Raw genomic sequence first — 16,543 nt, 5'->3', positions numbered from 1 at the left:
GTTAACCTCGGGGGACAGGCAGCCATACGGAAGGATCCGGCATGCTCGCTCTGCTCGCGGCGGTCGGCGCGCTGGTCGTCGCCCTGCTCCTGTGGCGGTCGTTCGCCGGTCAGCGGATCGGGGTGCCCTCGACTCCGCGCCGCGCCCCGCTCGCCCCGGACGACGACCCCGATTTCCTGCGCCAGCTGGCCGAACAGCAGCGCAAACGCCGGGACGAAGACCTCTAGGCGGCCCTTTACCTTCGCCCGTCCGCCCGCCCCCGGATGCAGTGAATGACTCATTCCTTGCATCGGATGCAAGGAATGAGTCATTCACTGCGTTGGGGTCAGGCCGGTAGGCGGGGTCAGCGGTAACCCTGGGAGAGCGGGGTCGCGAAGCCGTCGGCGACGGTCGCGGCCAGCTCCAGCAGGGCCAAGCGGGTGTCGCCGGACAGGCGGTCCAGCTCGATCTCGGCGCCTTCCTCCAGGTGCGGGTCGAACGGCACCTTGCACACCGCCCGGACCTTCGCGCCGAAGTGCGCCGACAGCTTGTCGAGGTCGACCGAACCGCCCTTGGGCCGGACCGAGTTGATCACCGCCACCGAGCGCTTGACCAGCTCGCCGTAGCCGTGGGCTTCGAGCCAGTCCAGCGTCGCCGAGGCGCTGCGGGCGCCGTCGACCGAGCCGGACGAGACCACGACCAGCGCGTCCGCCACGTCCAGGACGCCCTTCATCGCCGAGTGCATCAGGCCGGTCCCGCAGTCGGTGAGCACGATGTTGTAGAAGTGCTCCAGCAGGTTGACCGTGCGCCGGTAGTCGTCCTCGGAAAACGCCTCCGAGACGGCTGGATCCTGCTCGCTGGCCAGGATCTCCAGCCGGCTGGAGCCCTGCGACGTGTAGGACCGGACATCGCTGTAGCGCGTGATGCGGGCGGCATCACGCAGCAGGTGGCGGACCGTCGCGGTCGTCTCCAGCGGGATCTTTTGCGACAGCGTGCCGCGGTCCGGGTTGGCGTCGACGGCGACGACGCGGTCGCCGCGCAGGGACGCGAACGTCGAGCCCAGCGTCGTCGTCACCGTGGTCTTGCCGACGCCGCCCTTGAGCGACAGCATCGCGATCTTGTAGCAGCCGCGCAGGGGCTGGTTGACGCGGGCGATGAGCTCGCGGCGACGGGTGTCCGCCGGGCTCTCCCCCGGGTTGACCAGCTTCCCGCTGCCGACGTAGAGCGCCTTGCGCCAGCCGGACTGCGGGGGCCGCCTGGTCTGCTTGACCAGGTGCGCGGTCGACAGGTCATGCCCGTGCCCCGGCTGCTGCGGCGCCGCGTGCCGGCCGCCCTGGGGCTGCGGCAGGCCGGAGGGCTGCTGCGGCCCGGACGGCTGCTGCGGGTACTGGGCGTTGGCCTGGTACTGCTGCGCCGGGTCGCCGTACTGCGGCTGCAGCGGCGGCAGGTTCCGGTCGTAGCCGTAAGGCACCTGGTGCGGCCCCGACACGGCGGGATTGGGCACCTGGTGCGGCCCCGAAACCGCCGGGTTGGGCGGCGGCGCCACCGCCTGCGTCGGCTGCACGTCGAACGCCCCCGACGTCTCGGGGTGCGGGTGCGAGTCCGTCCGATCGTCGGCGAACAGGCCCGGCTGCGGTGCGGCAGCGGCCGGTTCAGCCTGTTCGGGGTGGCCTGGAGCCGATTCTTCGCTGGGTCCGGTCACCGGTGAAAACCTCCACGCGCTCCGCCTGACACTCCGCCCCCGGTGACGACGGTAGTCGGCGGACGCCCGGGCTGCTCAGCCCACCCCGGCGTAGGAGTGCAGGCCGACGGAGACGAGGTTCACGAAGAACAGGTTGAAGATCATCGCGGCGAACCCGACGATGTTGATGACCGCCGCCCGGGCCCCGCGCCAGCCCGCGGTCGCCCGCGAGTGCAGGTAGGCCGCGTAGACCACCCAGGCGATGAACGCGCAGGTCTCCTTGGGGTCCCAGCCCCAGAACCGGCCCCACGCCGACTCGGCCCAGACCGCGCCGCAGAGCACGCCGAAGGTGAACACCGGGAAGGCGAAGATGGTGGTCCGGTAGGCGATCCGGTCGAGGACGTCGGCCGCGGGCAGCTTCGAGGCGAACCGGGCGAACTTCGTGGCGTCCTTTTCGTAGGCCGCGCGGAACAGGAAGAGCACGCTCGCGACGCCCGGCACGAGGAAGACGCCGGAGCCGATGATCGCCGCCGAGACGTGGATGACCAGCCAGTACGACTGCAGCGCGGGCTGCACCGGCGCCGCGATCGTGTACAGCAGCGTGCCGTTGACGAACATCAGGATCACGACGGGCAGCAGCAGGAAGCCGGTGAGGTGCCGGACCGGGAACTTCCACATCACGACGATCCAGGTGACCACCGCGATGAAGGTGACCGCCATGCCGTATTCGTACATGTTGCCCCACGGCGCACGGTGCACGGCGAGCCCGCGCAGCACGATCGCCGTCAGCTGCAGCACCGCGCCGAGCACGAGCAGCGACGCGCCCATCCGGCCGATCCGCTCGGGGCGGCCGACCTCGCGCTGGGCGGCCGGGACCTCTTCGACCGGCGGCCCGCCGGCGCCGACGAGCTCGCGCGCCCGCAGCTTGGCGCGCTCGGTGGCGAGCCGGCCTTTGGCGCCGAAGCCCTGCTCGATCAGGGTCAGCATCAGCGCGACGACGTAGATCGCCGCGGTGGTCGTGTACAGCCAGTCGCTGTAGGTCGACAGCGTCTCGTTGATCGGCATGCCTCAGCCCTTCTGCCCACTGATCAAGCGTTCACTGACCCGGTGGAACTCTTCGCCGTACCCGGCCTGGTCGGTGCGGGCCAGCCCGGCGACCTCGATCACGGTACCCGGGTCGTCCTCGGTTCCCGGCTTCACCCGCACCCACAGCCGGCGGCGCTTGACCAGCAAGGACCCGCCGAGGCCGAGGAACATCGCGATGGCGAAGCCGAGCACGAACCCCTGCGTGGGGTCGTGGGAAACCTGCAGGGAGACCCACTGGCCGACGCCGTCGAAGCGGACCTTCGTGCCGTCGTCGAGCTTGAGCTCCTGGCCGACCTTCAGGTTCTGGCGGGCGACCTTCTTCAGCCTGCCGTCGTCGACGAGGGTCTGGTCGACCTCGAACACGGACTGGCCGCGCCCGGCGTCGAGGCCCAGGTCGCCGCGCAGGACGTCGACGGCGACGGCGGGGTCGTCCGCCTCGGGCGCCGACGACGTCAGGACGCTGCCGTGCAGGAACGCCGTGGGCGCGAACAGGCCGGTGATGGCCAGCTGGCGGGTCCGCCGCTGCACCTCGTCGGTGATGCCGGGCTGGTCGAACTTCGTCGCGCCCTCGGCGAGCATGGTGCTCGGGTCGACCGTGCGCCACTGGGTGTTCTGGGTGCGCTGCGAGCCGTCCGGGAAGGTGACCGTGAACTTCGGCGAGTAGCCGTGCCCGAGCAGGTAGACGCGGTCGCCGGCGGTGCGCAGCGGCGAGTTGACCTCGAGGCCGTACGGGCGCCAGATGCCCGTCTCGAGGTCCGGGCCGGACTGGTACTCGATGTTCGAGTGGTAGTAGTCGGGCTGGCCGGAGGCGGTGTAGCGCGCGGTGAAGTCGTGGACCTTCACGCAGAACGGGTCGAGGTCGGTGCCGTCGACGCGCAGGCCGGCGTTGAAGGAGTCGTAGTTGTAGATGCCGGCGTTGCAGAAGCTGTCGCCGTCGGCCTGGACGATGACCTGGCCTTCGTAGCCGTAGAGCTTGCCGATGGCGAAGAAGACGATCAGGCCGAGCATGCTGAAGTGGAAGACGAGGTTGCCGGTCTCGCGCAGGAACCCGCGTTCGGCCGAGATCGTGCGGACGCCGTCGGCTTCCTCACGCTCGATGCGGCGCCAGCCGGAAAGCTGCTTGTGGACGGCCGCGATCTCGGCGGCGACGTCGGTTTTGCCCCGCCCGAGCCGGTAGTGCGGCATCCGCGCGAGGTTGCGCGGCGTCAGCACCGGCTTGGCGCGCATCGCCCGGACGTACTCGAAGCTGCGCGGGGTCAGGCAGCCGATCAGCGAGATCATCAGCAGCAGGTAGATGGCCGAGAACCAGATGCTGGAGTAGACGTCGTAGAACTCGAGCTTGTCGAGCAGCGTCCCCCACCAGCCGTGGGCGGTGATGTATTCGGCGACCTTGGGGGCGTTGAGCTTCCGCTGCGGCAGCAGCGCGCCCGGCAGCGCGGCCAGGGCGAGGAGGAACAGCAGGACGAGCGCGGTGCGCATCGACGTCAGGCCGCGCCAGGTGTTGCGCGCGAAGGCGAAGGTGCGCTTGGCGGGCGTGGGGCCTTGCGGGGTCTTCGGGGGTGCCTCGGTGGTCGTCACAGCGGCAGCCTCAGGTCGATGGCGAGTTCGTTGCGGATCCAGCCCATCAGATCTCCCCAGACGCCGGTGACCAGCAGGAGGCCGACGATCAGCAGCAGCACGCCGCCGAAGATCTGCACCTGGCGGCCGTGCCGGCGGACCCAGTCGGTGGCGCGCACGGCCCACCGGGCGCCGAGCGCGATGAGCAGGAACGGCAGCCCGAGGCCCAGGCAGTAGACGGCGATCAGCAGGTATCCGCGGGCTTCGGCGCCGCCGGTCGCGCTGGCCAGCGTGGTGACGGCCGACAGGGTCGGGCCGATGCAGGGCGTCCAGCCGAGCCCGAAGATCGCCCCGAGCAGCGGGGCACCCCAGATGCCGCCGCGCGGGACGTGGTGGGAGCGGACATCGCGCTGCAGGCCGGGGATCCAGCCCAGGAACACCAGCGCCATGGCGATGGTGAGCACGCCGCCGAGGCGCTGCAGCAGGTCCTGGTTGAGGGTGAGGGTGGCGGTCAGCCAGACGAGGGTGCCGAACGTGCCGACGAACACGACGGTGAACCCGAGAACGAACAGCAGCGCGGCACCGAGGACGGCCCACCGGCCCTGTTTGCGTTCCTCATCGGCGCTGACGGCGGGCGCCTCGGCCCCGACGAGCGCGGCGAGGTAGGCGAGGTAACCCGGCACGAGCGGCACCACGCACGGCGAGGCGAACGAGATCGCGCCGGCGAGCAGCGCCACACCCGCGGCGAGCAGCAGCGGTCCGGAGATCGCCAGCTCGGTCACGGAGTTCACCCCGTTGAGGGTAGGCAGTGAGGTCCTGGTGAGAACTCCGGGGCCGGTTCTGGAGGACCTCGGTCACAGCAGATCAGGACCTTGGTCCCGGGGGTTTCGGGGGTTGTGGCCCGGGTGGCCGGGTTTTCTGGTTTTCTGGTGCCGGGCCCGGGGCGTGGTTCGGTAGCGGTCCGCGCTGCTGCGGCGAGGCCGCGGCCCGGGATGGCCCGATTCCGGACCCCACCCGGCACGAACGGACCCGATTCCGCCTGATTCATCCACAGCCCGGCCGAGTTGTGGATGGCTCCGCTTGCCGACCGGCGATTTCGGGGTTCTGTCGTACCCCGCCGATAAACTGGACCAGGGAGGTCCCCCCAAGGGAAGGGCGGGCCGCGCTCCCGAGCCGGCCGGCCGTGCCGCCCCGGCAAAAGCCCCGCTCAAGCCTCCGCGGTCAGCCGCTGGGCCACCGGGAGCAGGTCCTGGGCCAGCACCGGCCGCAGGAACACCGCCGCCACGCGGTGCTGCTTGTCCAGCACTATCGTCGACGGGATGATGTTGCGCGGGTAGCCGGTCAGCTTGAGCAGCACCCGGCCGTCCGGGTCGTAGATCGACGGGTACGTCAGCTGCCGGTCGCGGACGAAGTCCTGGGCCACCTCGCGCGCCGGGTCGCGGACGTCGATGCCCACCACCTGCACACCCTGCTTCGCCAGGGACTCCATCTCCGGCGCCTCCGTGCGGCACGGGCCGCACCACTGGCCCCACAGGTTCAGCACCACGACCTTGCCCGCGTAGTCCGCCAGCGACAGCTGCTTGCCCTCGTTCATCAGGTCTTCGCCGGCCAGGACCGGGGCCGTCTGGCGCTGGGCGGCGTCGTAGGCGATGTCGACCTTGCCGCCCGGGGAGACGAAGCTGAAGCTGCTGCCCGGCACCACCGCGTCCTTGCCCGCGCTGCACCCGGCGAGCGTCAGCACCGCGAGCACGACCGCCGCGACCAGGCGTTTCATGCCCCGGTCACCTTCGGGTCGGTCGTGCCGGCGGGCTCGCTGTAGACGATCTCGCGTAGCTCGTCGCCGTCGAACACCAGCGAAGTCAGCGACGCCAGCGAGCACTGGCGGCGCCGGGGGTCGTGCCACAGGCGCTTGCCCTCGAGGAACCGCCGCAGCGTCCAGATCGGCAGCTGGTGCGACACGCAGAGAGCCTCGTGCCCGTCCGCCGCCTCGCGGGCCCGGTGGACCGCGCCGAGCATCCGGTGGGCGATCTCGAGGTAGGGCTCGCCCCACGACGGCTTGAACGGGTTCACCAGCTTCGGCCAGTGCTGGGGCTCGCGCAGCGCGCCGTCGCCGACCGCCACGTGCAGGCCCTCGAACTGGTTGCCCGCCTCGATCAGGCCCTCGTCGGTCGCGATGTCCAGCCGGTGGGCGGCGGCGATCGGAGCCGCCGTCTCCTGCGCCCGCTGCAGCGGCGAAGCGACGACGTGCACGAGGTCGTGGCCGGCGACGGCTTCGGCGACCGTCAGCGCCTGCCGCTGCCCGCGCTCCGAGAGCCGGTAGCCCGGCAGCCGGCCGTAGAGGATCTTCTCCGGGTTGTGCACTTCGCCGTGACGCAGCATGTGGACGACGGTGGTCACTGGACGGCCCCCGCCGCCGCGCGCGCCGCCGCGGGCAAGGCCGCTTCGATCACGGAGAACGCTTCGTCGTCCATGGCCGCGTTGACGAACCAGGCTTCGTACGCGCTCGGAGGTGCGTACACGCCTCCGTCGAGCAACGCGTGGAAGAACGGCGGGAAGCGCCACGTCTCGGACGCCTGCGCGCCCGCGTAGTCGCGGACCGGCGTCTCACCGAAGAACACGCTCACCAGGTTGCCCGCGTACTGGACGTTGTGCGCGACCCCCGCTTCACTCAGAGCGGCGTGGAAGAGGTTGCCGAGGCGCTTCGCGTTGGCGTCGAGAGCCGCGTACACGGCGTGGTCGGCCGCGCGCAGCGTCGCGAGGCCCGTGGCCACCGCGACGGGGTTCCCGGACAGCGTCCCGGCCTGGTAGACCGGCCCGCCCGGGGCGAGCTTGGCCATCACGTCGGCGCGGCCGCCGAAGGCCGCCGCCGGCAGCCCGCCGGACATCACCTTGCCGAACGTGTAGAGGTCGCCGGCCACGCCTTCGAGGCCGAACCAGCCCGCGGCCGAGACGCGGAACCCGGTCATCACCTCGTCCATGATCAGCAGCGCGCCGTGCTCGTGGGCCAGGTCGCGCAGCCCTTCGTTGAAGCCGGCGTCCGGCGCGACCGCGCCCATGTTGCCGGCCGCCGCCTCGGTGATCACCGCGGCGATCTCGCCCGGGTTGTCCACAAAGGATTTCCGGACCGCGTCGAGGTCGTTGTAGGGCAGCACCAGCGTGTCCGCGGCCTGCGCTCCGGTGACCCCCGGCGAGGTCGGCAGCCCGAGCGTCGCGACGCCGGAGCCGGCCTGCGCGAGCAGCGCGTCGACGTGGCCGTGGTAACAGCCGGCGAACTTCACGATCTTCGACCGGCCGGTGAATCCCCTGGCCAGCCGGATCGCGCTCATCGTGGCCTCGGTCCCCGAGTTGACCAGGCGGACCCGCTCGACCGGCTCGACCCGGCCGATGATCTCCTCCGCCAGTTCGACCTCGCCGATCGTCGGCGTGCCGAACGAGAGCCCGGACGTCGCCGCCCGGCGCGCCGCCTCGACGACCGCCGGGTGCGCGTGGCCCAGGATCATCGGGCCCCAGGACGACACCAGGTCGACGTAGCGGTTGCCGTCGGCGTCCCACAGGTGCGGGCCCTCGCCGCGGACCATGAACCGCGGGGTGCCGCCGACCGAGTTGAACGCCCGGACCGGCGAGTTCACCCCGCCCGGGATGGCCGCCTTCGCGCGGTCGAACCATGCCTTGGACTGCTCGGTTCCAGTGCTCACCTCCTCAGTCTCCCAAACCCGCTTAAGATGACGGTCAGCCGCCCGGGAGGGGAACAGCCGGTGACCGAACGCGCCCCGCACCGCAACCAGTGGCTCGTGCTGGCCGGGTTCCTGGGCGTCGTCGCCGTGGTGGCCGTGGTCGGCGCCCTGGCCGCGACGTCGGCGAAGGAGGTCTACGCGCGGCTCGATCAGCCGTCGTGGGCGCCGCCCGCGTCCCTGTTCGGTCCGGTGTGGACAGTGCTGTACGTCACCATCGCGGTGGCGGGCTGGCTGTACTGGCGGACGGACGGCGAGACGCGCGGGTTCGCCGCGTACGGCATCGGCCTGCTGTTCAACCTGCTCTGGACCCCGCTGTTCTTCGAGGGCGGCGCGGCCGGGCTCGCCCTGGCCGACATCGTGCTGCTGGACGTCGTCGTGGTCGTGACGATCGTCCTGTTCGGCCGCCGGTCGAAGGCCGCCGCCGCGCTCCTGGTGCCCTACCTCGCCTGGATCCTCTACGCGACGGCGCTCAACACGGCGGTCCTCGTTTTGAACTAGAACCTCAACTAGCGCGCGGCCTGCTGGGTGATGGCCTGCGCGGCCACCGTGCCGTCGTCGCCCGCCTGGCCCTGGACGACGACCGTCGCGCCCGGCTTGAGGTCCGACAGCTTGCCCTGCTGGGTCACCCCGACCGTGGTCGAGTCCGATGTGGACACCTTGACGTCGGCGCCCTGCGCGGTCTTGACGTAGACGGTGGTGCCGTCGACGTGGTCGATCGTGCCCGTGGTGCCGCGGCCGCCGCGGTACCCGCCGCCCTGCTGGCCGGTGCCGCCGGGCTGGCTGGTCCCACTGGGCTGGCCGGTCCCGCCCTGGCCACGGGCCTGGGCGCCGCCGGCGGTGCCGCCCGGGCGCGCGGGCGTGGCGGAGCCGAACGCCGCGTGCGTCCAGGCGCCGCCGCCGAAGGCGATCGCGAACGCGACGAGCCCGGCGAGCACCAGCGTGGTGCGGGAAAACGGCTTCGCGGCCCGGCGCATTTCGGCGTTCAGGTCACCGTCGACCGCCGGGCTGGCGACGATCTGCTCCGCGGTCGGCTCGACGGCGGGCAGGATCGCCGTCGGCTCGTCACCCGGCGGCGTCGTCGTGGGGGTGGACATGCGGGAACTCCTTATTCGTGACGCAGGGCGTCGATGGGCCGGAGCTTGGCGGCCCGGTTCGCCGGGAAGCTGCCGAAGAACAGCCCGATCAGGGCGGACACCGCGAAGGCGAGCAGGATCGACGAGGGCACCACCACGGGTTTGATCCCGGAGATGGTGAACCGGCTGCCGATCAGCCCGATCGCGACGCCGAGCAGGCCGCCGAACAGGCTGAGCATGGTCGCTTCGGCGAGGAACTGGCCGAGGATGGCCGCGCGCGGGGCGCCGATGGCCTTGCGGATGCCGATTTCGCGGATCCGCTCGGTCACCGTGACGAGCATGATGTTGGTGACGCCGATGCCGCCGACGAGCAGCGAGATCGCCGCGACGGCGGCCAGCAGCACGGTGAACGTCTCGGTCGCCGACGTCCGGGTCGCCAGCAGCTGTTCGGAGTTCTGGATCTGGTAGTCCGGGGTGCCGCCGAGCCGGATGCCGTGGCGGGCGTTGAGGATCGCGGTGATCTCGGACTGGGCGAGCGAGACGGAGTCGGCGCTGGTGGCCTGGACGGCGATCTGGCTGAGGCTGCCGTAGCCGGCGAGGGAGTTCTGGACCGCCGAAATCGGCGCGATGGCGACGTCGTCGGCGTTCTGCAGCCCGGTGCTGCCCTTGGCCTGCAGCACGCCGATCACGGTGAACTGGATGCTGTTCAGCAGCACGTTCTTGCCGACCGGATCGGCCGTGCCGAAGATCGACTGGGCGGTCGTCGGGCCGAGCACGACGACCTTCCGCGCGGCCGTGACGTCCTCGCCGGTGAACAGCTGGCCCTGGGCGAGTTCGCGGTTGGTCGTGCTGAAGTAGGCGGGTTCGGTGCCGGCGACGCTGGAGATGTCGTAGGACGTCTGCCCGTAGGTCGCGGTCGCCGTCGTGTTGACCACCGGCGACGCGGCCTTGACGTCCGGTGCGCCGACGGGGTCGACGAGCGCGTGCGCGTCCTGGACGGTCAGCGGCCGGGCCGTCGCGCCCTGCCCGCCGCCGCGCGCCGGGGAGACGTTGACGACGTTGGTGCCGAGGCCCTGGATGCTGGCCGCGATGGCCGCCGACGCGCCGTTGCCCACCGCGACCAGCAGGATCACCGCGGCGACGCCGATGGTGATGCCGAGCGTGGTCAGCGCCGAGCGCAGCTTGTTCGCCGTCAGGCCGCGGACGGCGAAGCGCAGGATTTCCAGGAGGTTCACGAGACCGCCCCCACCGCGCGCGTGACCTCGTCCGACACGATCAGGCCGTCGTCGACCCGGACCACGCGGTGCGCGTGTGCGGCGACCTCGTCCTCGTGCGTGATGACGACGATGGTGCGGCCGAGCCGGTTGAGCCGGTCGAACACGCCGAGGACGTCCTCGGTGCTGCGCCGGTCGAGGTTGCCGGTCGGCTCGTCGGCCAGCAGCATCGCCGGGCCGGTGACCAGCGCCCGCGCCACCGCGACGCGCTGGATCTGGCCGCCGGAGAGCTCGCTCGGGAGGTGCTTGGCCCGGTCGGAGAGCCCGACCATCTCCAGCGCCGCGAGGGCACGGCGGCGACGCTCGGACCGGCGTAGTCCACTGTAGACAAGCGGTAGTTCCACATTGGACAAAGCCGACGTCCGGGGCACCAGGTTGAACGACTGGAAGATGAACCCGATCTTCCGGTTGCGCAGCAACGACAACTGCCGTTCGTTCAGCTTGCCGACACCGAAGCCGTCGAGCAGGTACTGGCCGGACGTCGGCACGTCCAGGCAGCCCAGCATGTTCAGCAGCGTCGACTTGCCGGAGCCGGACGCGCCCATGATCGCGACGTACTCGCCGGGCCACACGGTGAGGTCGACGCCGCGCAGCGCGTGCACCGCCGTCTCCCCGGCCCCGTAGGTCTTGCGCAGTCCGGAGACCGCGATCACCGGGTTCATCCGCGTCCGCCGAAACCGCCACCGGCGCCGGTGCCCGTGCCCGTGCCCGTGCCGCGCTGGCCGCCGCCCGGGAAGCCACCGGTTCCGCCGCCGGGGAACCCGCCGGTCCCGCCCGTGCGCCCGGTTCCGCCGGTGGCTCCGGTCGAGGCCGTCCCGGTGAGCACGACGTTCTCGCCCTCGGTCAGCCCGGAGGTGATCTGGACCGTCGCCTCGCCGCGCAGCCCGACCTGCACCTGACGCGGGACGTTCTGCCCGTTTTCCTGCACGGTGACGAGGTTGGTGCTGCCGACGGTCTGCACCGCCGCGGCCGGCACGCTCAGCGCGTTGTCCGCCTCGGCGACGGTGATCACCACGCTCGCCGACTGGCCGGGCCGCAGCCCGTCGGGCGGGCTGGTCAGGGCCAGCTGCGCGCCGTAGGAGACCACGCTGCCGCTGGTGGTCGGGGTCAGGTTGATGCTCGACACGGTGGCCTGGACCGGCTTGTCCGGCAGCGCGTTGAGCGTCACGGTGGCCTTCTGCCCCGCCTTGACCTTGCTGACGTCGATCTCCGCGACCGAGGTGTTGACGACCAGGCCGGTCAGGTTCGTGATGGTGATGAACCCGCTGCCGGAGCTGCTGCTGCTCGACGCGGCGGCGCCGGAGTTCGAGGACGAGCCCTGGCCGCCTTGACCGCTGCCGCTGCTCGAGGACTGGCTCGTCGCCGAGGAACCACTGGAGGACTGCTGCCCGACCGCACCGTTGATCGCGGTGACCGTGCCGGCGCCGGGCGCGTAGAGCGTCGTGTTGTCGAGCGTCTGCTGCGCGGTCTGGACGTCGAGCTGGGCCTGGTCGAGTTTGGCCTGCGCCGAGGTGACGTTGTTGGCCGCGGCCTGGGCGCTGTTCTGGGCGTTCTGACTGTTCTGGCTGTTCTGTCCGGTGGCCGGGGTGGCTTCGGCCGTCTCGGCGGTGTTGAGGGCGTTCTGCGCGACGGCGAGGTTCGCCTTCGCGACTTGAAGCTGTTTCGCCGCCTGGGTGCTGTCGACGGTGGCGAGCTTCTGCCCGGCGCTGACGACGTCGCCGACCTTGACGTCGATCGAGGTGACCTTGCCGGCCGTCGCGAAGTTCGCCGCGCCGGTGTAGCTGCTGGCGAGGGTCCCGGCGGCGGAGACGGTCTCGGTGACCGTCGCCCGGCGGACCGGGGTGCTGCGCGATTGGGCCTGCGCCGAGCTCGGTTCGGGGGTGAATGCCTGGTATATCCCGAATCCCGCCCCGGCCAGCAGTACGACCAGAGCTCCGTTGATCACCCATGCCTTCGAGGCACGCACGCGCGTCATGCGGCAACCATGGTGGCGCTGCTTAGCAGGAGACTGTTCGTTTCCTGTGCGCGAGCTGTGTATCAGGCCTTGGTCTTGGCACTCCGCGCACGGATGGCGAGCGACAGCTGACGCACCGCGTCGACCAGCAGCAACGCGGCCACGGTCCCGAGCCCGATGGCGGCGGCGAGCAGGCCGCCGAAGTACCGGTGCGACTCGAGCACGGCCCCGTCGTCGGTCCGGGTCACGACGGTGGCGACGCTGCTGTGCCAGCACGAGTAGGCGGCCCAGCCGGCGACGACGGCGAGCACGACCTCCACGGCGGCGACGAGCGTCCGCCACGGCTTGTGCAGCCGCGCACGCGGGCCGGGTTCTTCCGGCGGCCAGAGCTCGGCCCCGGTGGGCTGCGGAAGGTCGATCACACCGGGGATTTTCTCATGCTTCACGCGGCGTCGCCCGGACGAGCCGGTCCAGCGCGTCCTGAAGGGCCTCGACGTCCTTCGCCCACGCCAGCACGACCGTGCCGTCGGCCAGCTTCACCGGCAGCGAGTCGTACTTGCGCGGCACCGACCAGCCACCGCCGAGCACGCGCGCGCCGACCGGCGTCCCGACGTCGGTGACCTCGGCGATCTGCGCGGCCGGCACCTGCTCCCGGCCCTGCCGCAGCTGCTCGGTCGTCACCTCCAGGGACAGGAACCGGCGGCGCGCGTACACCCACGGCAGCGTGATGACGGCCAGCGCGAACCCGACCATCAGCCAGCCCACCCCGTGCACCGGGCCGCCGGTGGCGAGCTCCGCCAGCGCGCCCACCAGCGCGAACAGCGGGCCCCAGCCGATCGCCGCCCAGCTCACGCCGGACTCGGCGTAGAGCCGGTCGCTCACGGCTTCTTGCCCACCTTGGGGAAGTAGCCGCTCACCGACGGCAGGTACAGCAGCACCAGCGCGATCACGAACAGCAGCACCGCCACCAACGTCAGGTACGTGAGCACCGGCGCGAAGGTGAAGATCAGCAGCAGCATCACGATCGGCAGCACGGTCAGCACCGTCCGGGCCGAGCGGGTGCCTTCGCGGGCCTTGTACGCGAAGAGCAGAAACAGCAGGCTGAACACGGCCGACCCGACGAGGAGGAACCACAGCATCGCCGTGACGCCGTCCGCGATCATCTGCGGCGTGATCTTCGGATCGGTCGTCCCCTTGACGTACCGGTCGATGACCGCGGACTTGCCGGTCAGCAGCTGGACGTACCCGAGGATCAGCACGACGCCGCCGGCCAGCCAGAGCCAGAACGACACGGCCACCGGGCGCGGGGGTGCCGCCTTCGGGGCCCGCTCGCCGGGGAGCACCGGGTCGGGCGACCGGCCGCGTTTGCGCCGTTCGTCGTCGGTCAGACCCGTGAGGTCCTCTTTGTCTTCCACGCGTGGACTCTAACGGGTCAGTCCAGCCAGGCAGCGGCCTCCGCGGCCCAGTAGCTCAGGATCAGGTCGGCGCCCGCGCGGCGGATCGACGTCAGCACCTCGAGAACCGTCCGCTCGCGGTCCAGCCAGCCGTTCGCCGCCGCGGCCTCGACCATCGCGTACTCGCCCGAGATGTTGTAGGCCGCCACCGGCACCGGGGAGATGTCCGCGGCCGCCTTGATGACGTCCAGGTAGGCCAGCGCGGGCTTGACCATGATCATGTCCGCGCCCTCGGCGAGGTCCAGCTCGATCTCGCGCAGCGCCTCGCGGCCGTTGCCCGGGTCCTGCTGGTAGGTCTTGCGGTCGCCCTTGAGCTGCGAGTCGACGGCCTCGCGGAAGGGGCCGTAGAACGCGCTGGCGTACTTCGCGGAGTACGCCAGGATCGCCGCCTCCTTGTGCCCGACCTCGTCGAGCGCCCGGCGGATGACACCGATCTGGCCGTCCATCATCCCGGACGGCCCGAGCACGTGCGCCCCGGCTTCGACCTGCGCGATGGCCATCTGGGCGTAGATCCGCAGGGTGGCGTCGTTGTCGACCCCGCCGTCGGCGTCGAGGACGCCGCAGTGGCCGTGGTCGGTGAACTCGTCGAGGCAGGTGTCGGCCATCAGCACGGTGGCGTCACCCAGCTCGTGGCGGAGGTCGCGCAGGGCCACGTTGAGGATGCCCTTTTCGTCGACGGCTCCGGAGCCCTCGGCGTCGCGCGTGGCCGGGATGCCGAACAGCATGAGGCCACCGACGCCGGCGTTGACCGCGTCGACGGCGGCCTTCCGCAGCGTGTCGCGGGTGTGCTGGACGACGCCGGGCATGCTCGAAATCGGCCGCGGCGAGTCGATCCCTTCGGCGACGAACATCGGGAGGATCAGCTGGCGTGGCCGCAGCGTCGTTTCGCCCACCAGCCTGCGCATGGCCGGGGTGGTGCGAAGCCTGCGGGGACGATGCTCGGGGAACACCCTTACCAAGTTACTCCCGCGGCGGTGGCCGGAGTTCCGCAAGGGTGCGCTTGACGCCGGTCCCGCGGAACCGCTTCGGTGCGAAAGGTGTACGTCGAACGCCTCCCCGTGCCCGCGCTGGCCGGCCACGTGCGGACGGTCTGGGTCCAGCGCGCCGGTGACGCACCGTACGTCCAGCGGCACCTGCCGACCGGGGGCATCGAGCTCCACTTCCCGATCGGTGGCCGGCCCCGGCTGCTCGGCCCGTTGACCGCGGCGCGGCTCGAGATCATCCCGCCACGCACGACCCTCGTCGGCGTACGGTTCCGGCCGGGCGCCGCGCCGCCGCTCCCGGTGCCCCTGGACGACCTGGTCGACCTGGTCGACCAGCACGTCGACCTGGCGGACGACCGCTTGGCCGAGGCTGTGGCCACGGCCGGCTCCCCGGAGCGCGCGCTCGAGGTCGTCCAGGCCCGGCTGCCGGTGAAAGCGGTGGATCCGCTGGTGAACGAGGCCGTCCGGCGGCTGATGCCGTGGCACCCGGTCGACATCGACACCCTGGCCGGGCACCTCGCGCTCTCCCCCAGCCAGCTGCGCCGCCGGTGCCTGCAGGCGGTGGGGGTGAGCCCCAAGGTCCTCCAGCGGACGCTGCGGTTCCAGGGCTTCCTCGCGCTGGCCCAGGCGGGCGCCGGCAGCCCGGCCGGCCTCGCCGCCGACACCGGGTACGCCGACCAAGCCCACCTGAGCCGCGAGTGCCTCCGCCTGACCGGGCTCACCCCGCGGGCGCTGCTCGGCGGGAGCGTCGAGGAGTGCGCCTGCGGCCACGACCACTCGGCGTCCTACCTGCCGTTCCTGCGCGATTCGTTCAAGAACTCGCCGCCCGGCGTCCCTAGCCTGGCGCGATGATCCTCGTCACCGGCGGCCTCGGCATGATCGGCGCCCACACCGCCCGCGCGCTCCTCGACCTCGGCCACGACGTGGTCGTGACGTCCCACCGACGCGGCGAAGTTCCGTCGTTCCTCGAGGGCCGGGTCACGGTCGAACAACTCGACGTGACCGATCGCGAGGCCTTCCTCGCCCTCGGCGAGCGTCACGCGATCACCGACATCGTCCACCTCGCCGGCAGCATTCCGGGCGAGGATCCGGTCGAGTTCTTCCGCACGGACACGACCGGCCTGCTCAACGCCCTGGCCGCGGCCCGGACGTGGGGTGTCCGCCGGTTCGCGGTGGCGAGCAGCCTCGGGGTGTACATCGGCCGTCCGGAGATCCCCTGGACGGAGGACCTCTCCCTGCCGACCGCTTCGCTGCCGCACTTGATCATCGCGTTCAAGAAGGCTGTCGAGCCGCTGACGACGCACGCGCTCGCGGGCAGCGGCGTCCAGCCGGTCCTGCTGCGGATCGGCACGATCTGGGGCCCCCTGGTCGACCCTCAGTCGCCGTTCTGCCCGATCCCGTCGCTGGTCAACACGGGAACCTCGCACATGCACGCCGACGACGGTGGCGACGTCTGCTACGCCCCAGATGCGGGCCGCGCGATCGCCCTGCTGACCACGGCTGCGACGTTGAACCACGAGGTCTACAACGTGTCGAGCGGCCGCCCGTTCACGTACGGCGAGTTCGCGGCCGCCCTGGGCACAACCCTTCAGCTGGGCGGCAGGAACGGCCCGTACCTCGACATCTCGCTGCTCACGGAGGACACCGGCTTCAAGCCGGAGTTCGACGTCCCGGCTTCGGTGGCCGACTACCTGAAGTGGCGCGAGGACAACGCCCGCTGAAACGAGCGAAGGCCGCCCCGGCGAACCGGGGCGGCCTTCGGCACGTC

Annotated in this window: 19 protein-coding genes; 4 read left to right on the top strand and 15 right to left on the bottom strand. The window is 71.4% G+C overall.

The features are described from left to right. Nucleotides 1-41: 41 nt before the first annotated feature. A complete protein-coding gene (locus ISP_RS02565; protein ID WP_013222436.1) occupies nucleotides 42-227 on the top strand; it encodes a hypothetical protein in 186 nt (61 codons plus the stop codon). Between the two features lie 116 nt (nucleotides 228-343). Here the strand turns inward: ISP_RS02565 and ISP_RS02560 are convergent, their stop codons facing one another. The 7 genes from ISP_RS02560 to hemL all read right to left on the bottom strand — a co-directional run bounded on the left by ISP_RS02560 (nucleotide 344) and on the right by hemL (nucleotide 7,998). Further along, complete coding sequence (locus ISP_RS02560) at nucleotides 344-1,681, bottom strand: MinD/ParA family ATP-binding protein (protein ID WP_013222435.1); 1,338 nt, start codon at nucleotides 1,679-1,681, stop codon at nucleotides 344-346. Between the two features lie 75 nt (nucleotides 1,682-1,756). Continuing rightward, nucleotides 1,757-2,725, bottom strand: a complete 969-nt coding sequence (ccsB, locus tag ISP_RS02555) for a c-type cytochrome biogenesis protein CcsB (RefSeq protein WP_013222434.1) — start codon at nucleotides 2,723-2,725, stop codon at nucleotides 1,757-1,759. Between the two features lie 3 nt (nucleotides 2,726-2,728). Further along, nucleotides 2,729-4,324, bottom strand: a complete 1,596-nt coding sequence (gene resB, locus ISP_RS02550; RefSeq protein WP_013222433.1) for a cytochrome c biogenesis protein ResB — start codon at nucleotides 4,322-4,324, stop codon at nucleotides 2,729-2,731. After that, nucleotides 4,321-5,094, bottom strand: a complete 774-nt coding sequence (locus ISP_RS02545; RefSeq protein ID WP_013222432.1) for a cytochrome c biogenesis CcdA family protein — start codon at nucleotides 5,092-5,094, stop codon at nucleotides 4,321-4,323. Before ISP_RS02545 ends, resB begins: the two co-directional genes overlap by 4 nt. A 416-nt stretch (nucleotides 5,095-5,510) precedes the next feature. After that, nucleotides 5,511-6,077, bottom strand: a complete 567-nt coding sequence (locus ISP_RS02540; protein ID WP_013222431.1) for a TlpA family protein disulfide reductase — start codon at nucleotides 6,075-6,077, stop codon at nucleotides 5,511-5,513. Beyond that, the gene (locus ISP_RS02535; protein WP_013222430.1) at nucleotides 6,074-6,700 is read right to left on the bottom strand and encodes a histidine phosphatase family protein; all 627 of its coding nucleotides are present in this window, start codon (nucleotides 6,698-6,700) and stop codon (nucleotides 6,074-6,076) included. Before ISP_RS02535 ends, ISP_RS02540 begins: the two co-directional genes overlap by 4 nt. Then, complete coding sequence (gene hemL, locus ISP_RS02530) at nucleotides 6,697-7,998, bottom strand: glutamate-1-semialdehyde 2,1-aminomutase (protein ID WP_013222429.1); 1,302 nt, start codon at nucleotides 7,996-7,998, stop codon at nucleotides 6,697-6,699. The genes ISP_RS02535 and hemL overlap by 4 nt, the downstream gene beginning before the upstream one ends. A 60-nt stretch (nucleotides 7,999-8,058) precedes the next feature. Between hemL and ISP_RS02525 the strand changes: the two genes are divergently transcribed. Continuing rightward, entirely contained in the window at nucleotides 8,059-8,535 is a 477-nt protein-coding gene (locus ISP_RS02525) for a TspO/MBR family protein (RefSeq protein ID WP_013222428.1), read from the top strand. Nucleotides 8,536-8,543: 8 nt separating this feature from the next. Here the strand turns inward: ISP_RS02525 and ISP_RS02520 are convergent, their stop codons facing one another. From ISP_RS02520 to hemB, 8 genes are all read right to left on the bottom strand, one after another. Further along, nucleotides 8,544-9,131 (bottom strand): hypothetical protein, encoded by a 588-nt coding sequence (locus ISP_RS02520; protein WP_013222427.1) that lies wholly within the window; start codon nucleotides 9,129-9,131, stop codon nucleotides 8,544-8,546. Nucleotides 9,132-9,142: 11 nt separating this feature from the next. Further along, complete coding sequence (locus tag ISP_RS02515; protein WP_013222426.1) at nucleotides 9,143-10,345, bottom strand: ABC transporter permease; 1,203 nt, start codon at nucleotides 10,343-10,345, stop codon at nucleotides 9,143-9,145. Continuing rightward, nucleotides 10,342-11,046 carry an ABC transporter ATP-binding protein gene (locus ISP_RS02510; RefSeq protein ID WP_013222425.1) on the bottom strand — a complete coding sequence of 235 codons (705 nt, stop codon included), beginning with the start codon at nucleotides 11,044-11,046 and terminating at the stop codon, nucleotides 10,342-10,344. Before ISP_RS02510 ends, ISP_RS02515 begins: the two co-directional genes overlap by 4 nt. Beyond that, the gene (locus ISP_RS02505) at nucleotides 11,043-12,359 is read right to left on the bottom strand and encodes an efflux RND transporter periplasmic adaptor subunit (protein WP_013222424.1); all 1,317 of its coding nucleotides are present in this window, start codon (nucleotides 12,357-12,359) and stop codon (nucleotides 11,043-11,045) included. The genes ISP_RS02510 and ISP_RS02505 overlap by 4 nt, the downstream gene beginning before the upstream one ends. A 62-nt stretch (nucleotides 12,360-12,421) precedes the next feature. After that, entirely contained in the window at nucleotides 12,422-12,760 is a 339-nt protein-coding gene (locus ISP_RS02500; protein WP_013222423.1) for a hypothetical protein, read from the bottom strand. Between the two features lie 13 nt (nucleotides 12,761-12,773). Further along, nucleotides 12,774-13,220, bottom strand: a complete 447-nt coding sequence (locus ISP_RS02495) for a hypothetical protein (RefSeq protein ID WP_013222422.1) — start codon at nucleotides 13,218-13,220, stop codon at nucleotides 12,774-12,776. Further along, nucleotides 13,217-13,753 carry a heme-copper oxidase family protein gene (locus ISP_RS02490; RefSeq protein ID WP_013222421.1) on the bottom strand — a complete coding sequence of 179 codons (537 nt, stop codon included), beginning with the start codon at nucleotides 13,751-13,753 and terminating at the stop codon, nucleotides 13,217-13,219. Before ISP_RS02490 ends, ISP_RS02495 begins: the two co-directional genes overlap by 4 nt. A gap of 17 nt (nucleotides 13,754-13,770) precedes the next feature. Beyond that, the gene (gene hemB / locus ISP_RS02485; protein WP_071831526.1) at nucleotides 13,771-14,742 is read right to left on the bottom strand and encodes a porphobilinogen synthase; all 972 of its coding nucleotides are present in this window, start codon (nucleotides 14,740-14,742) and stop codon (nucleotides 13,771-13,773) included. 87 nt (nucleotides 14,743-14,829) lie between these two features. On the opposite strand from hemB, the gene ISP_RS02480 reads away from it, so the two are divergent. Both ISP_RS02480 and ISP_RS02475 read left to right on the top strand, forming a co-directional pair. Further along, complete coding sequence (locus tag ISP_RS02480) at nucleotides 14,830-15,627, top strand: helix-turn-helix domain-containing protein (protein ID WP_230468687.1); 798 nt, start codon at nucleotides 14,830-14,832, stop codon at nucleotides 15,625-15,627. Next, the gene (locus ISP_RS02475) at nucleotides 15,624-16,496 is read left to right on the top strand and encodes an NAD-dependent epimerase/dehydratase family protein (protein WP_013222418.1); all 873 of its coding nucleotides are present in this window, start codon (nucleotides 15,624-15,626) and stop codon (nucleotides 16,494-16,496) included. The genes ISP_RS02480 and ISP_RS02475 overlap by 4 nt, the downstream gene beginning before the upstream one ends. Nucleotides 16,497-16,543: the final 47 nt, after the last annotated feature.

Source organism: Amycolatopsis mediterranei, from assembly GCF_026017845.1.
Taxonomy (GTDB): Bacteria; Actinomycetota; Actinomycetes; order Mycobacteriales; family Pseudonocardiaceae; genus Amycolatopsis; species Amycolatopsis mediterranei.
The sequence above is the reverse complement of the archived record's forward strand: the minus strand, read 5'-3'. Positions and strand labels throughout refer to the sequence as shown.